Here is a 20,978-nt window from a genome sequence, read left to right on the forward strand (position 1 = left end):
CCCGGCTCCTCCCGTTCCGGCCCCGCTCCGCCCTCCCGGCGCGCCGCGTCGGCCGGGAGGACCCCGGGAGGACCCCCGGGAGGATCGGGAGAGGCTGTGGATGGCTGGGAGGCTGCTGGGAGATCGGTCAACGACCGGTGCGACGGCGGCCAAGCCGGGTGCCCGGGCCGGGTGGGCCGTGCGGGATTGCCCCGGTTCGGCCGGTCAGCGTTCTCCCAGCCGGCGTACAGGACGACCCAAGAGCGCCCCGGGAAGCTGTCCGCCATGAAGGTGTTCCCGCGACGGCGAGGTGCCGTCCTCGTCAACTCCGCGCTCGGCGTGGCCCTGCTCGGTGCGGCCGCCCTGGCGTACACCACGCTGGACGACGGCGCCGCCCGGCAGACCGCCAAGGCCCCGGTCCGCACGGCGACCGTGACCAGGGGCACCGTCCTGGCCACGGTGTCCGGAACCGGCACCCTGGCGTCGCCGACCGACGCGGCCCAGGACTTCGCCACCGGTGGCCGGCTCACCGCCGTCAGCGTCGCGGTCGGCGACACGGTGACCAAGGGCCAGGTGTTGGCGACGGTCGACACCACCGCGGCCCAGCAGCAGGTGGACGCCGCGCAGTCGGCGCTGACCACGGCCGACGCCAACCTGACCAAGGCCCGGGCGGGCGTCACCACGACGACCGTCCAGCAGTTGCCGGTGAAGGCCGCCGCCGCGGGGTCCGGTTCGTCCGCGGGTTCGGCGGGCGGCGGTTCGGCGGGCGGCGGAGCGGGCGGCCGAGGGGCGGGCGGGAGCAGCGCGTCCGCCCCGCAGGCCGACCCGTCCGCGCAGGCCAGTCCGTCCGCGCAGGCCAGTCCGTCCGCGCAGGCCGCCGTCCAGGCGCCGCAGGCCGCCGTGCCGGAGCCGCAGACCACGACGATCAGCACCACCAAGGTCGACGCGGCGGCCGTCGCCCAGGCCGAGCAGCAGCTCGCCACCGCCCGGACCAACCTGGCCAACGCCCAGGCGGCCCTGGCCGGGACGACGCTCACCGCCTCGGTGGACGGCACGGTCGCCTCCGTCTCGGCGAAGGCCGGCGACACCGTCGGTGCGACCGGCAGCGGCTCCACCGCCGCCAAGTCCGCCTCCTCCGGCACCAGCGCGCCCAGCGGCTTCATCGTGCTGACCAACCCGACCGGGATGCAGGTCACCGCCAACTTCTCCGAGTTGGACTCGCTGAAGCTGAAGAAGGGCGAGGCGGCCACCGTCACGCTGAACGCGCAGTCCGACACCAAGCTCGGCGCCACCGTGCTGGCGGTCAGCCCGCTGCCGGTGAGCGGCAGCGGCGGGGGCTCGGCCGCCGTCCAGTACGCGGCGACGCTCGGGATCACCGGGGACACCAGCAAGCTGCGCACCGGTCTCAGCGCGACCGTCTCGGTGGTCACCGGCGAGGCGGCCGACGCGCTCTCGCTGCCCACGGCGGCCCTGTCCGGCACCGGCGCCGACCGGACGGCCACCCTGGTCCACCCCGACGGCGCCACCGAGCGGATCACCGTGGGCGTGGGCGTCGAGGGTGACACCACCGTGCAGGTGGTCTCCGGGCTGAGCGAGGGCGACCAGGTCGAGCTGGCCTCGACCAGCGGGTCGAACGGGTTCCCCAACGGCTCCTTCCCGGGCGCCGGCGGGGGTCAGGGCGGCCGGAACGGAGCCGGAGCCGGTGCGGGTGCGGGTGCGGGGGGCGCCGGTGCGGGTGTGGCCGGAGTCGGCGGCGCGGCGGGCGGCGCTGCGGGCGGCGCGGGCACCGGCCGGGGCGGTGGCCGCTGATGGCGCGCGGGACCCTCCCGGCCCGGACGGGCACGGCTCCGCCGGTCATCCGGATCCGCCGGCTCACCAAGTCCTACGGCCACGGCGACGCGACCGTGCACGCCCTGCGGGGCCCGGACGACCCGGCCACCGGCGCGCCGCAGGGCGTCGACCTCGACATCGAGCAGGGCGACTTCGTCGCGGTGATGGGCAGCTCGGGATCCGGCAAGTCCACGCTGATGAACATCCTCGGCTGCCTCGACGTGCCCACCTCCGGCCACTACCTGCTGGACGGCACCGACGTCGGTCACCTGGACGAGCGGCAGCTCTCGCTGGTCCGCAACCGCAAGATCGGCTTCATCTTCCAGTCCTTCAACCTCGTCCCCCGCACCACCGCCCTGGCCCAGGTCGAGCTCCCGCTCGCCTACGCGGGCGTCCGGGCCGCCGAGCGGCGCCGCCGGGCTCTCGCGGCGCTCTCACTGGTCGGCCTGGCCGAGCGCGCCGGGCACCGGCCCAACGAGCTCTCCGGCGGTCAGCAGCAGCGCGTGGCCGTGGCCCGGGCGCTGGTCACCGCACCCGCGATGCTGCTCGCCGACGAGCCCACCGGCAACCTGGACAGCCGCTCGACCGGCGAGGTGCTCGCGATCATCGACGGCCTCAACGCCACCGGCCGCACGATCGTCCTGATCACCCACGAGGACGAGGTCGCCCGGCACGCCAAGCGGGTGATCCGGCTGGTGGACGGCGCGGTCGTCGCCGACGTCCGGCAGGCCCCGGCGGACGGGCCGCCGCCCGCCCTGCGCCGGGCGGAGGTGTCCGCGTGATCGTCTGGCAGATGCTCCGCTTCGCCGTCGGCGGTCTCGCCGCCAACAAGGTGCGCTCCGCCCTCACCGTGCTGGGCGTGCTGATCGGCGTCGCCGCGGTGATCCTGCTGCTCGCCGTGGGCAACGGGTCCTCGGTCGCGGTCAAGGAGTCGATCACCTCGCTCGGCACCAACGCGCTGACCGTCACGTCCGGGGCGTCCTCCGGCGGGCAGCGGGCCGCCGCCGGGGCCAAGAAGCTCACGGTCGCCGACGCCAGGGCACTGGCGACCGACGCGGACGCGCAGGCGGTCAAGTCCGTCGCCCCCGTGGTGACGGCCTCCGGCACCGCCCTGTACGGCGACATCTCGTACAGCCCCGGGTCGATCGTCGGCACCTACCCCGCGTACTTCGAGACCGCCAACCAGAGGATCGCGCACGGCGAGTACTTCACCCCGGACGACGTCCTCAACTCCCGCAAGGTCGCGGTGCTCGGGTCGACCACCGCCCGGCAGCTCTTCGCCGCCGCCGACCCGGTCGGGAAGACGGTCACCGTCGGGGGAACGCCGCTCACGGTGGTCGGCGTGCTCCGGGCCAAGGGCGGCTCCGGCTTCACCGACCCGGACGACGTGCTGATCGCCCCGCTGCCGACGGTGCAGAACGCGTTCACCGGCTTCGGCGCCGTCAACCAGATCCTGGTGCAGGCGAGTTCGGCGGAGTCCACCACCGCGGCGCAGGCCGAGATCACCCGCGTCCTGCTCGGCACCCACGCGATCGCCGACCCGAGCAGGGCGGACTTCCGGATCAGCAGCCAGGCCTCGCTGCTCACCGCCCGCGAGTCCACCACCAGGACCTTCACGGTCCTGCTCGGCGCGGTCGCGGCGATCTCGCTGCTGGTCGGCGGCATCGGCATCACCAACATCATGCTGGTCACCGTCACCGAGCGGACCAGGGAGATCGGCATCCGCAAGGCGCTCGGCGCCCCGCGCGGGGTGATCCTCGGGCAGTTCCTCACCGAGGCGACCCTGCTGTCGGTGATCGGCGCCGGGCTCGGGGTGCTGGTCGGGATCGCCGGCTCGCACGTCAGGATCGTCGGCATCGAGCCGGTGGTGATCCCCGAGTCGGTGCTCGGAGCGTTCGGCATCGCCGTCGCCATCGGCCTGTTCTTCGGCAGCTACCCCGCCAACCGGGCCGCCTCGCTGCGCCCCATCGACGCCCTCCGCCACGAGTGACCAAGGACCGCAGACCATGAGCCACGAGATCGAGCCGCGCACCCCCGCCGAGCAGGTCACCCTGCTCGCCACCCCGCCGGACGCCCGGGACGTCTCCGCGGAGCTGGCCGCACCGCCACGCCGCCGGCTGCCCTGGGTGACGCTCGTCCTCGCCGGGGCGGTGATCGCCACGGCCGCGTTCGCCGGTGGCGCCTGGTACCAGCGGGACCACGGCTCCGAGGGCTCCGGGCGGACGGCCGCCTCCGGCGGGCAGCAGCCCCGGGCGGCGGCGAGCGGCTTCGGGGCCAACGGCAACCGCAGGAACGGCCAGGGCGGTCAGGGTGGTCAGGGCGGCCAGGGAACGGGGGCCGGTCAGGGCGGTCAGGGCGGCTTCACCCGGGGCACCGTCAAGGCCGTGGACGGCACCACCGTCTACCTGACCGACGCCAACGGCAACACCGTGAAGGTGACCACGGGCGACACCACCAAGGTCCAGCTCAACAAGGAGGGCAAGGTCGCCGACCTCCAGCCCGGGCAGAGCGTCACCGTGGTCGGCACCCCGGCCGCCGACGGCGGCTACGCCGCGACCCAGCTGGTCCAGGGCGCCACCGGTTTCGGGGCGGGCGGCTTCGCCGGTGCCGGTGCCGTACCCGGGGCCGGAGCCGGCACCAGGAACCCGTCCGGGGGCTGAACCCGGCCCGGCAACCCCGGACGACGACCCCGCGCGGCCCGGCCGAAACCTCCCCGGGGGGCCGGGCCGCGCGGCTCCCGGACCGCCCGCCCCGGGCCGTTCGCTCCCGGCCCGGGGGCCTCCCGGACCCGTGCGCACACCATCCAGGCCGACCCTGTGGGCCCGTCCGCCTAAAACCGCCCGATAAGGTGTTAATCCAACATTCATCGATGGCTCATACCCTCCCCGGGCTAGCCTCGATCCGAATGTCATCGTCCGACCGGGAGGCGGAACCCCCGTGCAAGGCACTGTGTCCACAGCAGGAACCCCGGCGGTGAACGGCGGCGGTCCTGGGGAGGCCTTCCTCCTGGTCGTCGACGACGAACCGAACATCCGCGAGCTGCTCTCCGCCTCGCTCCGCTTCTCGGGCTTCCGGGTCGCCTCCGCCGCCAGCGGCGCCGAGGCGCTCGAACTGATCGCGGCCGAGCGGCCCGACCTGGTCGTCCTCGACGTGATGCTCCCCGACCTCGACGGCTTCACCGTCGTCGAACGGCTCCGCGAGCAGACCAGCCGCGGCCTCATAGCCGGGCCCGTCCACGGCCATCCCGGCGACCACCTGCCGGTGCTGTTCCTCACGGCCAAGGACGGGGTCGGTGACAAGGTCCAGGGCCTGGCCGTCGGCGCCGACGACTACGTCACCAAGCCGTTCAGCCTGGAGGAGCTGATCGCCCGGATCCGCGCGATCCTGCGCCGCTCCGGCGGACCGGCCGAGGACGGCCGGCTGATCGTCGCCGACCTGACCCTCGACCCGGTCGCCCACGAGGTCACCCGCGGCGGCGCCCCCGTCGCGCTCTCCCCGACCGAGTTCAAGCTGCTGCACTACCTGATGGCCAACGTCGGCCGGGTGGTCTCCAAGGCTCAGATCCTCGACCACGTGTGGGCCTACGACTTCGGCGGCGACCTCTCCATCGTCGAGTCGTACATCTCCTACCTGCGCCGCAAGCTCGACTCGGGCCCGGCCCACGGCCCCAAGCTGATCCACACCGTGCGCGGCATCGGCTACGCGCTGCGCCGTCCGCCGCAGGCCTGACCGCCCCGCCCCGCCCCCGTATGCGCCGCCTGCTGCTCTCGCTGCCCGCCCTGCTCCGCCGTCCGTCCCGGACGCTCGGCCGGCTGTCGCTGCGCGCCCGCCTGCTGGTCCTCGTGCTCGTCCTGGTCACCACCGGCCTGGTGGTCAGCGACGCCGTGGTCCTCGGCACGGTGCGGGTCCAGCTGGTCCAGCGGCTCGACGAGCAGCTGCAGCGGTTCGGCGAACCGCTCGCGCACCGCGCCCCGTCCCGGGTGAACTGGCAGGAGAACAAGCAGCAGTCGCCCTCCCCCGGCGCCAAGCGCGCCGCCCCGCAGTACCTGGCCGCGCTGCCCAGCCAGTACCTGGTCCAGTACCTCTCGGCGGACGGCAAGGTGCAGCTGGTCGTCCGCCAGCCCGTCTCCGAGAACGACCCGGCACCGCAGCTGGCCGGCCTCGAACCGGCCGCCACCGACCCCGACACCCCCTTCGACCTGCCCGACCAGCGCGGCCGGCGCACCTGGCGGGCACTGGTCCTGCCGCTCCAGCGCCCGCCGGCCCAGCCCAGCATGTTCGCCGCCCCCGCCCCCACCCCCGCCTACCTGATGGTCGCCGTCTCCCGCGAGGACATCGACGGCACCGTCGCCCGGCTGCACACCGCCTTCGTCGGCATCGGCGGCGCGGTGCTCGTCCTGATCGCCGCGCTCGGCTTCTTCGCCGTCCGGGCCGGGCTGCGTCCGCTGAGCCGGATCGAGGAGGGCGCCGAGCGGATCGCCGCCGGGGAGCTCTCCCACCGGATGCCCGAGTTCGACCCGCGGACGGAGGTCGGCCGGCTGTCCGTCGCGCTCAACGGCATGCTCACCCAGATCGAGGCCGCGTTCGCCGCCCGGGCCGAGTCCGAGGCCCGGATGCGGCGGTTCGTCGCCGACGCCTCGCACGAGCTGCGCACCCCGCTGGCCGGGATCCGCGGCTTCGCCGAGCTCTACCGGATGGGCGCGCTCCCCACCGAGGCCGACGTCAAGCGCACCATGGGGCGGATCGAGAACGAGGCCGTCCGGATGGGCACGCTGGTCGAGGACCTGCTGGTGCTGGCCCGGCTCGACGAGGAGCGCCCGCTCGACCTCGCCCCCATGGACCTGCGCACCCTCGCCGCGGACGCCCTGCACGACCTCACCGCCCTCGACCCGTCCCGCCCGGTCGCGCTCACCGGCCCCGCCGGCACCGGCGCGCCCGGACCCGCGCCCGTGCTCGGCGACGAGGCCCGGCTCCGCCAGGTGGTCACCAACCTGGTCGGCAACGCCGTCAAGCACACCCCGCCCGGCACCCCGGTACGGATCGGCGTCGGCACCGACGGCGGTCTCTGCCTGCTGGAGGTCGCCGACTCCGGGCCCGGTCTCACCGCGGACCAGGCGGCCCTGGTGTTCCACCGCTTCTACCGGGTGGACGCCTCCCGCAGCCGCCCCGACAAGCGCGGCGGGGCCGGTCTCGGCCTCGCCATCGCGACGGCCCTCACTCACGCCCACGGCGGCACCCTCACCCTCCACACCGCCCCGGGCGCCGGCGCCACCTTCCGCCTGGAACTTCCCCACCAGCGCTGAAACCCCCCGATCGGGTGAACCCCGATCGTCCACGCCGCCACCCCGCCGGTCGCGTGCGACCGTACGGCTGCGGCTTGTGCGGGATCGTGCGGGCTGATGACACTGGACGGGAATGAGGGGTGTCTCAATGTTCGCGCTCGTAGCCGAGGAGACCGTCGTGGACCTGGACCAGGCGTTGTGGCAGGTGTGGAGGGCCATGGATGTTCCCGAGGGCTTCCACGCGGAGATCATTGAGGGAGCCATCCAGATGTCACCCGCGGGCGGGGCCCGGCACATGACGGTCAACCGGCGGATCCTGCTCGCGTTGCACGACCATCTGCGGGGTACCGGGTGGGCTCCGGGGAACGACGGCAACGTCATCAGCGGTCTCAAGGTCACGATCCCCGATGTCTACGTCGCGCCCGACGACCTGGAGGAGATCGTGCACCCCGAGGGTCTGGGGATTCTGGCGTCGGGCGTCGCTCTGATGGTCGAGACCGTTTCGCCCGGTCACACGAATCGCCAGCGCGACCGGGTCCTCAAGCTTCGTGCCTACGCCACCGCCGGCATCCCGGTGTACGTGATCGTCGACGACTTCGACGACGGCGGCGCCGTCACCGTCCTCACCGGCCCCGATCCCGGGCGCGGCGCCTACGCCTGCTCGGTGCGGACCCCGTACGGGGAGGGCGCGGTGATCCCCGAGGGGCCGGCGAAGGGCTTCGTGATCGGGCCGGACGTCACCGGGGCGCGTCGGGGGTGAGCGGCTCGTCGAGGAGTCCCTGGGCGAGCAGGCCGGCCTGGAAGCGGGAGGTGGCGCCGAGGGACGTCATCAGGTCGGCGACCCGGCGGCGGTAGGTGCGCAGCGAGACGCCGAGCAGGCGGGCGCCGGTCTCGTCGGTGTGGCCGGCGGCGAGGGCGCGCAGGATGTGGCGGGCCTGTTCGGTCAGCGGGGGCGGGGCGGCGGTGCAGTCGGCGAGGTCGGTGGCCGTCTCCCAGGTGGCGCGGAAGAGGGAGCGCACGCCGTCGACGACCTCCGGGGTGTTCACCACGGTGTACGTGCGGACGCCGCGGACGGGGGCTCCGGCCAGGATCGCGGTGCGCCGGTCGATGATGATCGCCTCGCGGGTGAGCGGGCCGTCGGAGATCCGGACCTCGATGCCGGAGGCGGCGATCCGCAGCAGCCGCCGGTGCGACTCGGGATCGGCGAGGGCACGCCGGGTGTAGAGCTTGCGCATGGTGAGGCCGGGGACGACGTGCGGCCGCTTGCCCTCGCGGAAGGCCGCGTTGACGCCGGCCGACCAGGTCATCAGATCGGCGGCGGCGACCAGGAACTCCTCGTGCGAGGCGACGAAGAGGTGGCCGGCCCGTCGGACGAGTTCGCTCTCGCCGTGCAGGGTGATGATCCGATCGGTGCTCATGGCAGCAACCTGCCAGATCGGAGGGCGGCCCCGCGAGCCCGCCCGAGGCTTGGTGCCATGACGACCACACCCGATGTCTCCGCGGCCGGCACCTTCCACCTCGGCGGCGACCTGCCGGTGTCCCGGATGGGATTCGGCGCGATGAAGCTGCCCTCCCACGACTGGGACGGCCCCGCCTGCGACCCCGGGCAGAGCCGCGAGGTGCTGCGCCGGGCGGTCGAGCTCGGCATCGACCACATCGACACCGCCTGGTTCTACTTCCACCGGGACGTCTCCGCCAACGGTCTGATCCGGCAGGCCCTGCACCCGTACCGGGACGACCTGGTGATCGCCACCAAGGTCGGACCGGGCCGCGACCCGGAGGGGAACTGGCTCCTCCCGGCCGACCGGGAGGGCCTGCGCGCGGCCGTCCACCGCAACCTGCGGGAGCTCGGCATGGACCGGCTGGACCTCGTCTACCTGCGCCGGATGCCCAGTCAGTCCTCGATCGCCGAGCCCTTCGCGGCCCTGGCCGAGCTGCGGGCGGAGGGCCTGATCCGGCACCTCGGCGTCAGCAACGTCGACGCCGCCCAGCTCGCCGAGGCGGAGGCGCTCGCGCCGGTGGTCGCCGTGCAGAACAAGTTCAGCGTGCTGGAGCACACCGAGGCCGGCGACCGGCTGTTGGCCGACTGCGAGGCGAAGGGCATCGCGTTCGTCCCCTTCTACCCGCTCGGTGGCACCGGGGTGCCCGACCACCCGGCCCTGCGCCGGGTCGCGGAGCGCCACGGCGCCACCCGGGCCCAGGTGATGGTGGCCTGGCTGCTCGCCCTCTCGCCGGTGATCCTCGCGATCCCGGGCACCTCCTCGCCGGCCCACCTGGTGGAGAACATCGCCGCCGCGGGGCTGCACCTGGACGCCGCGGACCTCGCGGAGCTGGGGGCGCTCGCCGCGGAGCCCGTCGCGAGGACGTGAGCGGGGCCCGGGGCGAGGTCTCCCGGGGGCCGGCAGAGCGCCAGCCGGTAGGACGATCCGACTAATCCTGTGCGCGTTTCCCCGACGGACCGCCGGGAATGCCGCCCCCGGCACGGGAAGGCCCAGCAGCCCCTTGGAGAGTCCTGATGGCGTCGAAACCCCCCACCAGCCCGGCGGCCGGTCCAGCGGTCTCGTTCCGGCGCGACCTCGGCGAGTGGCGGATCGGGCTCGTCGCCTGGCGGCTGCTGGTGCTGCAGGCCTCCCACCCGGTCGTCGGGGCCGGGATGGCCGAGCACTCCACCTACCGGGGCCACCCGTGGCGCCGGATCGAACACACCCTCGGCAGCGGGCGCCGCCTGTTCCAGGCGGACGAGGAGCAGCTGTGGCGGGAGGTGCAGCGCCTCGACCGGGCGCACCGGCGGATCCGCGGGACGGGCGGGGACGGTCGCCCGTACGACGCCCACGACCCCGGCACCCGGGCCTGGGTGCTCCTCACCCTCTTCGAATCCGTCGTCACCATGCGGGAGTTGGGCGGAGACCCGTACAGCGGAGATGAACTCGAAGAGCTGTACCGGGAGTTCAGGGATGTCGTGGGCGTTTTCGGGCTGCCCGACGGCGCGTTGCCGCCGACCGCCGCCGACCTTCCGGCCTACCTGGTCCGGACGGCGGCCGAGGAGCTGGAGTTCACGGACGCGGCGCGGCACCTGCTGTACGAGATGCTGCACGAGGCCCCCTGCCCGCGCCGGCTGCGGTTCCTCGGGCCGGTCGGCTGGCGGCTGCTGCGGGCGGTGGTCGGGCGGCTGGTCACCGAGCTGACCGTCGCCGACCTCCCGCCGGTCTACCGGGAGCGGTTCGGGCTGGTCCGCACGCGCCGCGCGGCCCTCCTCTCCCGGCTGCTGCACCGCGGCGGGCGCGTCCTGATGACCGGGCTGCCCGACCGCTACCGCTACCGCTCCGCCGCCGGACGGCCGCCCGCCGCGCCCCGGCGGCCGTCCGGCCGGGACACCCGGCCGCCCCGGTTGGACCGCTTCTTCCGCGAGGTCCTCGACCAGACCGGCGACGGCCACCTCACCGTGCGCGACCTGCAGGCCATGGCGCACAACGTCTGCTGGCAGCTGGAACTCTCCGAGGACGGCGAGGCGCGCGTGTACACCGCCTTCGAGGTCTGGTGGGAGCAGCTGCGCGCGACCATGGACGCCGACGGCGACGGCCGGATCAGCCGGGCCGAGTTCGTCGCCGCGACCCTGGCCGGGTGCGACCGGGACCCGGCCTACCTGGAGGGCGGGCTGCTCCCCGCGCTGCGGGCCGTGCTGGCCGCCGCCGACACCGACCAGGACGGGCGGCTGGACTTCGCCGAGTACCGCGTGCTGTTCGGCAGCCGGCGCGTTCACCCGGCCGAACTGTCGCACGGGTTCCGCCAGTTGGACACCGACGGCGACGGTGTCATCACGGCGGACGAGTTCCTCCGTGCGTTCGTCGACTACTTCACCGCCCGGGCCCCCTCGGCCCCCGGCACCCAGCTGCTCGGCCGGGCCTAGCCGGTCCCGCCGCGCAGGCCCGGCGGCACGCCCCCGCGCGGAGCGGCGCCTCCCCGGGATTGCGTCGTTCCGTACGGTCCGGACGTTGTCAATGTGCCGGATCGTCCAGGAAGCCACCTCCACCCGCCCGGCCGCTCGTTGTGGCCGGGCGGTCGGCTTCGCAGACTGTGCGCACGGCATCGCCGCCGGTCAGTGGCGGGCCTCACGCACCCCGCCCACCAATCACTCGTAAGGATGATGGATACTGATGCTTGTGAACGTGTTCACGTTCACAAGCGGACAAGCATGCGCGGTTGGGCAGCGGTCTACAGCTATAGATGAAGTTTGTCCGAAATGTGACCTCGACAGGTCGGTTGGAGAGAGGGCGACGTGGAACTGGCAATCGCTCACGAAACCATTGCGCGATGGCAATTCGGCATCACCACCGTCTACCACTTCCTCTTCGTCCCGCTCACCATCAGCCTCGCCGCCATCGTGGCCGGGCTGGAGACCGCCTGGGTGCGGACGGACAAGGAGAAGTACTTCCACGCCACCAAGTTCTGGGGCAAGCTCTTCCTGATCAACATCGCGATGGGCGTGGTCACCGGCATCGTCCAGGAGTTCCAGTTCGGCATGAACTGGTCCGACTACTCCCGCTTCGTGGGTGACGTGTTCGGCGCCCCGCTCGCGATGGAGGCGCTGATCGCCTTCTTCTTCGAGTCGACCTTCATCGGGCTCTGGATCTTCGGCTGGGACAAGCTGCCGAGGAAGCTGCACTGCGCCTGCATGTGGATGGTGTCGCTCGGCACCGTGCTCTCCGCCTACTTCATCCTGGCGGCCAACTCCTGGATGCAGCACCCGGTGGGCTACACGGTCGACCCGGTCACCGGGAAGGCCCAGCTCACCGACATCGTCCGGGTGCTCTTCCAGGACACCACCGTCACCGTCGTGCTGCACACCCTGACCGCTGCCTTCCTCACCGGCGCGGCGTTCATGGTCGGCATCGCCTCGTTCCACCTCTGGAAGGCCAAGCGCAAGCCGGAGACCGCGGACGTCAAGAAGGTCGCGGTGATGCGGACCTCGCTGCGGCTCGGCCTCGTCCTCGCGGTGGTCTTCGGTCTGGGCACCGCACTCAGCGGCGACTCGCTCGCCAAGGTGATGTTCCGCCAGCAGCCGATGAAGATGGCCGCCGCCGAGGCGCTCTGGGACGCCCAGGCCCCCGCGCCGTTCTCGATCTTCGCGGTCGGCGACGTCGGCAAGGGCCACAACTCGGTGGAGCTGGAGATCCCCGGGATACTGTCCTTCCTCGCCAACAGCGACTTCAGCTCCTCCGTCCCCGGCATCAACGACACCGCCAACGCCGAGGCGGCCAAGTACGGCGGCGACCCGAAGGACTACATCCCGAGCATCTTCGTCACCTACTGGGGCTTCCGCCTCATGATCGGCTTCGGGATGACCTCCTTCGTGGCGGGGGTGATCGGGCTCTGGACCACCCGGCGGAAGTGGCTCCTGGCCCCGGAGTTCCGCACCGGGGACACCGAGGTGCCGCGGCTGATGCTCACCCCGAAGCGCGAGCTCGGTCCGTCCCTCACCAAGTGGAGCTGGCGGATCGGCATCCTCACCATGGGATTCCCGCTGATCGCCAACAGCTTCGGCTGGATCTTCACCGAGATGGGCCGTCAGCCCTGGGCGGTCTTCGGGCTGATGACGACCGCCAGCGCGGTCTCGCCGAACGTCGGCATCGGCACCCAGATCGGCGCGCTGGCCACCTTCACCACGCTCTACGCGATCCTCGCCGTCGTCGAGGTGCGGCTGCTCGTCAAGTACGCGAAGGCCGGCCCGGTGACCTCCGAGCAGCCGCCCACCGAGGACCCGTCGCTGCGGGGGCCGTCCTCGGACGACGACGCCGACAAGCCGCTCGCCTTCGCCTACTGACGCCCCGGCAGCTGCGCCGGCCGGCCCCGGGCAGCACCGCGGGCCGACCGCGAGCCACCGCGGACCACCGAGGACCACTGCGGACTACTGAGGATCGATAGGACCGATTGACCATGGAACTCCACGACGTCTGGTTCGTCCTGATCGCCGTCCTCTGGATCGGCTACTTCTTCCTGGAGGGCTTCGACTTCGGCATCGGCATCCTCACCAAGCCGCTCGCCCGCAACACCGCCGAGCGGCGGGTGCTGATCAACACCATCGGCCCGGTCTGGGACGGCAACGAGGTCTGGCTGCTGACCGCCGGCGGTGCGACCTTCGCGGCCTTCCCGGACTGGTACGCGACGCTGTTCAGCGGCTTCTACATCCCGCTGCTGCTGATCCTGGTCTGCCTGATCGTCCGCGGCGTGGCCTTCGAGTACCGGGCCAAGCGGCCGGAGCCGCGCTGGCAGCGGAACTGGGAGGAGGCGATCTTCTGGACCTCGCTGATCCCCGCCTTCCTCTGGGGCGTCGCCTTCGCCAACATCGTCCACGGCGTCGACATCGACGCGCAGAAGAACTACGTCGGCACCTTCTGGGACCTCCTCAACCCGTACGCGCTGCTCGGCGGGCTGGTCACGCTCAGCCTGTTCACCTTCCACGGCGCGGTGTTCGCCGCGCTGAAGACGGTCGGCGAGATCCGCGACCGGGCGCGGGCCATGGCGCTCGGGCTCGGCCTGGCGGCGGCGGCGCTCGCCGCGGTCTTCCTGATCTGGACCCAGGCCGACAGCGGCAACGGCTGGAGCCTCGCCGCCCTGGTGGTCGCCGTGCTCGCCCTGGTCGGTGCGCTGGTCGCCAACCAGCTGGGCCGCGAGGGCTGGGCCTTCGTCCTCTCCGGGGCGACCGTCGTGGCCGCGGTCGCGATGCTCTTCCTCTCGCTCTTCCCGGACGTCATGCCGTCCACCCTGAACGAGAGCTGGAGCCTGACCGTGACCAACGCCGCCTCCTCGGCCTACACGCTCAAGCTGATGACCGTGGTGGCCGCCGTCTTCACCCCGCTCGTGCTGCTCTACCAGGGCTGGACGTACTGGGTGTTCCGCAAGCGGATCGGCGTCCAGCACATCCCCGGGCACGACCCGGCCGCCGCGCTCGACCAGGTCTGACGCCGTGAAGCCCGTCGACCCTCGACTCCTCGGGTACGCCCGCACCACCCGGGCCTTCCTCGCCGGATCGGTCCTGCTCGGTGCGGCCGGCGCCGCCCTGGTGGTCGTCCAGGCGAGCCTGATCGCCGAGATCGTGGTCCGCGGCTTCCAGCAGGGGGCCGGGCTGGACGAGCTCGGCACGCCGCTGGCGCTGCTGGTGCTCACCGCGGTGGGCCGCGGGCTGGTCGGCTGGCTCACCGAACTGACCGCCCACCGGTCCGTCGCCCGGGTGAAGTCCACCCTGCGGCGCCGGCTGCTCGACCACGCCACCGCGCTCGGCCCGGCCTACCTGGCGGGCCGGCGCACCGGCGAGCTCACCGCCCTCGCCACCCGGGGCGTGGACGCGCTCGACGACTACTTCGCCCGCTACCTGCCGCAACTGGCGCTCGCCGTCGTCGTCCCGGTGATCGTGCTGCTGCGGATCGTCGGCGCCGACTTCGCCTCCGCCGCGATCATCGCGGGCACGCTGCCGCTGATCCCGCTCTTCATGGTGCTGATCGGTCTGGCCACCCAGTCGCGGATGGACCGGCAGTGGTCCGTCCTGTCACGGCTCTCGCACCACTTCCTGGACGTGGTCGCGGGGCTGCCCACGCTCAAGGTGTTCAACCGGGCCCGCGCCCAGGCCGCCACCATCGCCCGGATCACCGCCGACTACCGCCGGGCCACCCTGCGCACCCTGCGGATCGCCTTCATCTCCTCCTTCGCGCTGGAGCTGCTCTCCACCCTGTCGGTCGCGCTGGTCGCCGTCTCGATCGGCTTCCGGCTGGTCGACGGCACGCTCGACCTGGAGACCGGGCTGCTGATCCTGATCCTCGCCCCCGAGGTCTACGCCCCGATCCGGCAGGTCGGCGCGCTCTACCACTCCAGCGTCGAGGGGCTGACCGCCGCCGACGATATCTTCCGGGTGCTGGAGACCGACCGGCCGGCCGCCGGCGTCACCCCGGCGCCCGCCCTGGCCGGGGCGACCGTCCGGCTGGAGGGGCTCACCGTCGCCTTCCCCGGCCGCACCGCGCCCGCCCTCGACGACGCCTCGCTCACCCTGCGCCCGGGCGAGACCGTCGCCCTCACCGGACCGAGCGGGGCCGGCAAGTCCACCCTGCTCGGCGTCCTGCTCGGCCTCACCGCCCCGGACGCCGGCACCGTCCGGATCACCGCCGCCGACGGGCGGACGTACGACCTCGCCGAGCTCGCCCCGGAGAGCTGGCGGCGGCAGATCGCCTGGGTGCCGCAGCACCCGCACCTCTTCGCCGGCACCGTCGCCGAGAACGTGGCGCTCTACCGGCCGGACGCCCCCGACGCGGAGCTGCGGGAGGCGCTGCGGGCCGCGCACGCCCTCGACTTCGTGGAGCGGCTGCCGCAGGGGCTCGCCACCGTGCTCGGCGAGGACGGCGCCGGACTCTCCGCCGGGCAGCGGCAGCGGCTCGCGCTCGCCCGGGTCCTGCTCGCCGGTGACCGGCCGCTCGTCCTGCTCGACGAGCCGACCGCCAACCTGGACGGCGCCTCCGAGGCGGCGGTCGTCGACGCCGTACGGGAGCTGTCCGCCGACCCGGCGCGCACCGTGCTGCTGGTGGCGCACCGGCCCGCGCTGCTCGCGGCGGCCGACCGGCGGGCCCACCTGGCCGGTCCGGCGGTCGCTCCCGGGGCCCCGGTCGCCGCTCCGGCGGACGTGCTCGCGCACAGCGGACGGCCGACCCCGGGCGGCCCGGCGGAGGACGACGCACCGGGGCCGGACGTGGTCCGACCCCGGCTGGCGCTCTCCGTCCTGCTCGGCGCGCTCGCCCTCGGGTGCGCCGTCGCCCTGATGGCCACCTCCGGCTACCTCATCTCCTACGCCTCCGAGATGCCGCCCGTCCTCTACCTGATGATGGCCGTCACCTCCGTGCGCGCCTTCGGCATCGGCCGCAGCGTCTTCCGCTACGCCGAGCGGCTGGTCTCGCACGACGCCGTGCTGCGCACCCTCGGCACCCTGCGCGCCGCCGTCTACCGCAGGCTCACCGTGCTCGCCCCGGCCGGGCTGCCCGCCTTCCGGCGCGGCGACCTGCTCTCCCGGCTGGTCGCCGACGTCGACGCCGTCCAGGACCACTACCTGCGCTGGCGGCTCCCGGCCGCCGTGGCCGCCGTGGTGTCGCTGGCCGCGGCGGCGGCGATGGGCGCCTTCCTGCCCGCCGCCGGGCTGGTCCTCGGACTCGGCCTGCTGCTGGCCGGCGCCGTCGTCCCGGCACTGGCAGCCCGCTGGTCGGCCGGCGCCGAGCGCCGCCAGGCGCCCGCCCGGGGCCGGCTCGCCACCACCGTGGTCGACGCCCTCAGCGGGACGGCCGAGCTCACCGTGGCCGGCGCCCTGCCCGGCCGGCTCGCCGCCGTCCGGGCCGCCGACGCCACGCTGACCGGTCTCGCCGCCCGCTCGGCGACCACGGCCGCGCTCGGCACCGGCCTGATCTCCCTGCTCACCGGCGTCACGGTGGCCGCCGCGGCGGCCGTCGGCCTGCGCGGGGTCCAGGCGGGCACACTGGCGCCGGTCTGCCTGGCGGTGGTCGTGCTCACCCCGCTGGCGGCCTTCGAGGCGGTCACCGGGATGCCGCTCGCCGTCCAGGCCCGCCGGCGCAGCCGGGCGGCCTCGGCGCGGCTGGCCGAGGTGCTGGACGCGCCGCCCGCCGTCGCCGAGCCGGCCGCCCCGGCGACGCTGCCGGAGCGGCCGCTCCCGATCGCGGTGCGCGGGCTGACCGCCCGGTACCCGGGGCAGCGGGTCGACGCGCTGGCCGGTCTCGACCTCGACCTCACCCCCGGCCGGCGGATCGCCGTGGTCGGGGCGTCCGGCTCCGGCAAGACGACGCTCGCCCAGGCGCTGCTCCGCTTCCTGGACCAGAGCGCCGGCAGCGTGGTCCTCGCCGCCGGCTGTCCACAGGCTGTGGACAGCCGGGAGCTCGCGGGGGACGACGTCCGCCGGGTGATCGGCCTCTGCGCCCAGGACGCGCACGTCTTCGACAGCTCGCTCCGGGAGAACCTGCGCCTCGCCCGGCCCTCGGCGGGCGAGGCGGAGCTGCGGGCCGCGCTCGCCGCGGCCCGGCTGCTGGACTGGACGCTGACCCTGCCGGACGGGCTGGACACCATGGTCGGCGAGCACGGCGCCCGTCTCTCCGGCGGTCAGCGGCAGCGGCTGGCGCTGGCCCGGGCGCTGCTCGCGGACTTCCCGGTGCTGGTCCTCGACGAGCCCGCCGAGCACCTGGACCTGCCCACCGCCGACGCGCTCACCGCCGACCTGCTGGCCGCCACCGCCGGGCGGACGACCGTCCTGATCACCCACCGGCTGGCCGGGCTGGACGACTCCACGGTGGACGAGGTGCTGGTGCTGGACGCCGGCCGGGTGGTCGAGCGGGGCCGGTGGTCGGAGCTGGTGGCCGAGCCGGGCGGGCGGCTGCGGGCGATGCGGGAGCGCGAGCGGGAGGCGGACGGCCTGCTGGTGCCGGTGGCGGCCTGACCGGCGACGGTCGCGTCGCTACTTCGGCGGAAAACCGTACAAACTACGCTCGTCACCATGGACCCCTCGCCATCCCTGCCGCCCGACCCCGCCGTTCCCGCCGACCCCGTCGTGACACCGGGCCCGACCGGCCGGACCGGCCGTGCCGTGCCCGTCGTGCCTGCCGCGCCCGCCGGGCCGGAGCCGGCGCCCGAACCCGGCACCGACCCGGCCCCGCACCGGGTGCCCGAGATCGCCTCGCTCGGCCTGGACACCCTGGTCACCGAGGTCGCCGAGCGGCTGCAGTCCGCCGCCGCCGTCACCGACCGGATGCAGCGGCTGCTGGAGGCGGTGGTCTCGGTCGGAGCCGGGCTCGACCTGCACGCCACCCTGCACCGGATCGCCACCGGCGCCGCCGAACTCGTCGACGCCCGGTACGCGGCCCTCGGCGTGATCGCCCCGGGCGGGCACGGACTGTCCGACTTCATCCACGTGGGGATCGACGACGGCAACGCCGCCGAGATCGGCGAGCTGCCGGTCGGACGGGGCATCCTCGGCGTCCTGATCGACCGCCCCGAGCCCCTGCGGCTGAGCGACCTCGGCGCCGACCCGCGCTCGTACGGCTTCCCGCCGCACCACCCGGCGATGCGGACCTTCCTCGGCGAGCCGATCCGGATCCGGGACGAGGTGTTCGGCAACCTCTACCTCACCGAGAAGAAGGGCGGCGGGGCCTTCACCCCCGAGGACGAGCAGGTGGTGCACGCGCTCGCCGCCGCCGCCGGCGTCGCGATCGAGAACTCCCGCCTCTACGAGGAGGGGCGGCGCCGCGAGCGCTGGATCGCCGGCGCCGCCGCCGTCACCACCGCGCTGCTCTCCACCGAGGAGGCGGAGGTCGCGCTGACCGTCGCCGCCGAGCAGGTCCGCGAGCTGGCCGACGCGGCGCTCGGCATGATCCTGCTGCCGACCGCGGACGTGGACGCCGACGCAGGCGCCGAGGCCGCACAGATGCGGATCGCCCACGCCTCCGGCGAGGCCGCCGAGTTCGTCCGCGGCGAGCTGCTCCCGCCGGACAGTTTCGCGGCCCGGCTGCTCAAGGGGGAGAGCGTCCACCTCGACGACATGTCCACCGACCCGAGCGTGGTGATCCGGGCGGCCCGCAGCTTCGGCCCGTCGCTGGCGGTGCCGATGGTCGCCGCCGGCCGGGTGCTCGGCGGGCTCTGCGTCTGGCGCCCGCGCGGCGCACTGCCGTTCACCGAGGCCGAGAAGCAGCTCGCCGAGACCTTCGCCTCGCAGGCCGCGCTCGCCCTGCGGCTCGCCGAGGGCCAGCGGGACCAGCAGCGCCTCGCCGTCTTCCAGGACCGCGACCGGATCGCCCGCGACCTGCACGACCTGGTGATCCAGCGGCTGTTCGCCACCGGGATGATGCTGGAGGGCGCCGCCCGGCGGGCCGTGGTGCCGGAGGTGAGGGTCCGGATCGGCCAGGCGGTGGACGAGCTGGACGCCACCATCCAGGAGGTCCGCACCACGATCTACGCCCTCCAGCACGACAACCACGGCGACGCGCCCGACACCCTGCGCACCCGGGTGCTGCGCGAGTGCAGCCAGGCCGCGGCGGCGCTGGGCTTCAAGCCCTCGGTCTCCTTCATGGGGCCGGTGGAGAGCCTGGTCGGCGAGAAACCGGGTCGTCAACTCCTGGCGGCGCTGAGGGAGATGCTCTCCAATACGGCCCGTCACGCGCGGGCGTCCCGGGTCGGGGTGGAGGTGGAGGCGACCGTGCACCTGGACGACGCCGGGCACCCGGTGGGCGGGGACCCGGAGTCCCTCGACCGCGGCGGCCGGCCCGGCGTGCTGCTGACCGTCACCGACGACGGCGTCGGCATCCCCGAGGGCGGCCGGCGCAGCGGCCTGCGCAACCTGACCCGGCGCGCCGAGGCACTCGGCGGCGACGCCTGGCACGAGCCCGGGCCCTACGGGCGGGGCACCAGGGTGCGCTGGACGGCCCGGCTCTGAACACCCGTGCAGGTGATGGGCCCGGTTCGAACTGTTTGTGGACGGTGCGGAGCGGCTCCGGGAGTGGTTGGCGCGCGGTTGGTGTGCACCCGGTGAAAGTTTAACGAGAGAGAACTTCCCGGCCAACGGAGCAAGTTGTGCATTTCCTGGGCTTCCGGCGGTCTCGTGTGCACACATAGCTTTACTCCCGTCTCGGAGAGGTACCGGACTGTGGGGGAGCAGTGGACGCGTCTGGCCGCGGTCACACCGCAGCGGGGGCAAGTCGAGGGGGGTTTCGAGCAGAACGTGCACCGGACGGGCGGTACCGCTGGCAGTTGAAGGCGCCCAACGGCCGGGTGGTGGCCGTGACCGCGGCGGCGTACGACACGGCCGGGGAGGCGGAGCGCGGCTTCGACGGCTTACGGGCCGGGGCCGAGAGCCTCACCGCCCGGATCACGCACGTCCGGGACGGCATCGGGTGGGTCTGGGTCATCCCCGGCTCGCGCGCCCTCCCGGAGGTCCGGTCCAGCCGCGCGTACGAGCGGTACGCGACCTGTCAGAACGCCTTCCGTCGCTTCGTGGTGCTGCTGGCGAAGCAACCCGCTCTCGAACTCCCGGACCGTGGAGTGTCGTTGAGGTTCCCCGATGTCCGCTGAACGACGCGGACCGAAGCTGCTGACCGTCCCGGCCGGGGACCGCTGCCTCGGCTGGGCGCTGCGCGCCGCCAACGGGCGGCAACTCGGCGTCGGCGTGCGGACCTACCGGAGCGAGGCGGAACTCGCCGACGCCCTCCGGGAACTGATCATCGAACGGACCGTGCTGCGATGTACCGTCGGCCAGTCCGACGCGCGGCTCTGGGTCTGGACGGCCTACCTGCCGGTCCGCACCACCCGTCCGGGCGCCGCCGACGCGGCCGGCCCGGTGGCGCGCAGCGCGCGCGGCTACCTGAGACGGGACCAGTGCCAGGCCGGCGTGGAGGGCTTCCGCGCCGGGCTCCAGCACCTGGGCCAGGAGTTGCGCCGGCTCGGGCGCGACGGCACCTGGCCCTGGTAGTCCGGGCCTCCGGTCGCCCCTCCTCTCCCCGCCGCGCCCGCCCCGCCCGCCCCGCCCGCTCCGGTGCCGCTGCGGAGCTGCGCCCGTGCTCCTCCCGGTGGCCCGTTCGCCGGTGCGGCCCGTTCTTCCTGCTCGTCGCGGTCCCGTGCCCGTTCCCGCTCGCCCCATCTCTCCCCTTCCCCCCTTTTCCGGTGAAGCGCAGGTTTCCGGCAAACCCCCGAGTCGCCACCTGGAGAAGAACGTAACCGGCCTCCCACCTGCGGATTTACCACCCTGCTCGACCATCCTGACCAGTCGCTAAACCTCTCCGAACCGAGATATCGACAATCCCCCCGGGTCACTGACCACCCTTCCGACGGAACCGCGCCGACCGACAGGATCGGCACTGCCGG

General features: G+C 73.9%; 16 protein-coding genes. 15 read left to right on the forward strand and 1 reads right to left on the reverse strand.

Annotated features, from left to right (window positions below):
* Nucleotides 1–264 precede the first annotated feature (264 nt).
* The 7 genes from ACFWOG_RS23450 (at nt 265) to ACFWOG_RS23480 (ending at nt 7,851) form a co-directional block, all read left to right on the forward strand.
* Nucleotides 265–1,788 (forward strand): efflux RND transporter periplasmic adaptor subunit, encoded by a 1,524-nt coding sequence (locus ACFWOG_RS23450; protein WP_380360756.1) that lies wholly within the window; start codon nt 265–267, stop codon nt 1,786–1,788.
* Nucleotides 1,788–2,591 carry an ABC transporter ATP-binding protein gene (locus ACFWOG_RS23455; protein ID WP_329949652.1) on the forward strand — a complete coding sequence of 268 codons (804 nt, stop codon included), beginning with the start codon at nt 1,788–1,790 and terminating at the stop codon, nt 2,589–2,591. The genes ACFWOG_RS23450 and ACFWOG_RS23455 overlap by 1 nt, the downstream gene beginning before the upstream one ends.
* Nucleotides 2,588–3,799, forward strand: coding sequence for an ABC transporter permease (locus tag ACFWOG_RS23460; RefSeq protein ID WP_355398894.1), 1,212 nt, complete (start codon nt 2,588–2,590; stop codon nt 3,797–3,799). The genes ACFWOG_RS23455 and ACFWOG_RS23460 overlap by 4 nt, the downstream gene beginning before the upstream one ends.
* 16 nt (nt 3,800–3,815) lie before the next feature.
* Nucleotides 3,816–4,469, forward strand: coding sequence for a hypothetical protein (locus ACFWOG_RS23465; RefSeq protein ID WP_380360759.1), 654 nt, complete (start codon nt 3,816–3,818; stop codon nt 4,467–4,469).
* 289 nt (nt 4,470–4,758) lie between these two features.
* Entirely contained in the window at nt 4,759–5,538 is a 780-nt protein-coding gene (locus ACFWOG_RS23470) for a response regulator transcription factor (protein WP_329884728.1), read from the forward strand.
* Between the two features lie 20 nt (nt 5,539–5,558).
* On the forward strand, nt 5,559–7,112 hold the full coding sequence (locus ACFWOG_RS23475; RefSeq protein ID WP_329884727.1) for a HAMP domain-containing sensor histidine kinase: 1,554 nt from the start codon (nt 5,559–5,561) through the stop codon (nt 7,110–7,112).
* A 127-nt stretch (nt 7,113–7,239) separates the two neighbouring features.
* Nucleotides 7,240–7,851, forward strand: coding sequence for a Uma2 family endonuclease (locus tag ACFWOG_RS23480; protein ID WP_329949655.1), 612 nt, complete (start codon nt 7,240–7,242; stop codon nt 7,849–7,851).
* On the opposite strand, the gene ACFWOG_RS23485 is transcribed toward ACFWOG_RS23480, so the two are convergent.
* Nucleotides 7,829–8,509 carry a DNA-binding response regulator gene (locus tag ACFWOG_RS23485; RefSeq protein WP_380360761.1) on the reverse strand — a complete coding sequence of 227 codons (681 nt, stop codon included), beginning with the start codon at nt 8,507–8,509 and terminating at the stop codon, nt 7,829–7,831. The genes ACFWOG_RS23480 and ACFWOG_RS23485 overlap by 23 nt on opposite strands.
* A gap of 57 nt (nt 8,510–8,566) precedes the next feature.
* On the opposite strand from ACFWOG_RS23485, the gene ACFWOG_RS23490 reads away from it, so the two are divergent.
* The 8 genes from ACFWOG_RS23490 (at nt 8,567) to ACFWOG_RS23525 (ending at nt 20,586) form a co-directional block, all read left to right on the forward strand.
* Nucleotides 8,567–9,460 carry an oxidoreductase gene (locus ACFWOG_RS23490; protein WP_380360763.1) on the forward strand — a complete coding sequence of 298 codons (894 nt, stop codon included), beginning with the start codon at nt 8,567–8,569 and terminating at the stop codon, nt 9,458–9,460.
* Between the two features lie 146 nt (nt 9,461–9,606).
* Nucleotides 9,607–10,998 (forward strand): oxygenase MpaB family protein, encoded by a 1,392-nt coding sequence (locus tag ACFWOG_RS23495; RefSeq protein WP_380360765.1) that lies wholly within the window; start codon nt 9,607–9,609, stop codon nt 10,996–10,998.
* 369 nt (nt 10,999–11,367) lie between these two features.
* Entirely contained in the window at nt 11,368–12,912 is a 1,545-nt protein-coding gene (locus tag ACFWOG_RS23500; protein WP_329949659.1) for a cytochrome ubiquinol oxidase subunit I, read from the forward strand.
* Nucleotides 12,913–13,025: 113 nt separating this feature from the next.
* Nucleotides 13,026–14,051, forward strand: a complete 1,026-nt coding sequence (gene cydB, locus ACFWOG_RS23505) for a cytochrome d ubiquinol oxidase subunit II (RefSeq protein ID WP_380360767.1) — start codon at nt 13,026–13,028, stop codon at nt 14,049–14,051.
* Nucleotides 14,052–14,055: 4 nt separating this feature from the next.
* On the forward strand, nt 14,056–17,565 hold the full coding sequence (gene cydD / locus ACFWOG_RS23510) for a thiol reductant ABC exporter subunit CydD (RefSeq protein WP_380360769.1): 3,510 nt from the start codon (nt 14,056–14,058) through the stop codon (nt 17,563–17,565).
* Between the two features lie 309 nt (nt 17,566–17,874).
* Nucleotides 17,875–19,554, forward strand: coding sequence for a GAF domain-containing protein (locus ACFWOG_RS23515; RefSeq protein WP_329884994.1), 1,680 nt, complete (start codon nt 17,875–17,877; stop codon nt 19,552–19,554).
* Nucleotides 19,555–19,775: 221 nt separating this feature from the next.
* A complete protein-coding gene (locus ACFWOG_RS23520) occupies nt 19,776–20,189 on the forward strand; it encodes a DUF1508 domain-containing protein (protein WP_329884719.1) in 414 nt (137 codons plus the stop codon).
* A complete protein-coding gene (locus ACFWOG_RS23525) occupies nt 20,179–20,586 on the forward strand; it encodes a hypothetical protein (RefSeq protein WP_329949662.1) in 408 nt (135 codons plus the stop codon). Before ACFWOG_RS23520 ends, ACFWOG_RS23525 begins: the two co-directional genes overlap by 11 nt.
* The last annotated feature ends 392 nt before the right edge of the window (nt 20,587–20,978 follow it).

Origin of the sequence: Kitasatospora sp. NPDC058406 (assembly GCF_042722765.1) — a bacterium.
Taxonomy (GTDB): Bacteria; Actinomycetota; Actinomycetes; order Streptomycetales; family Streptomycetaceae; genus Kitasatospora.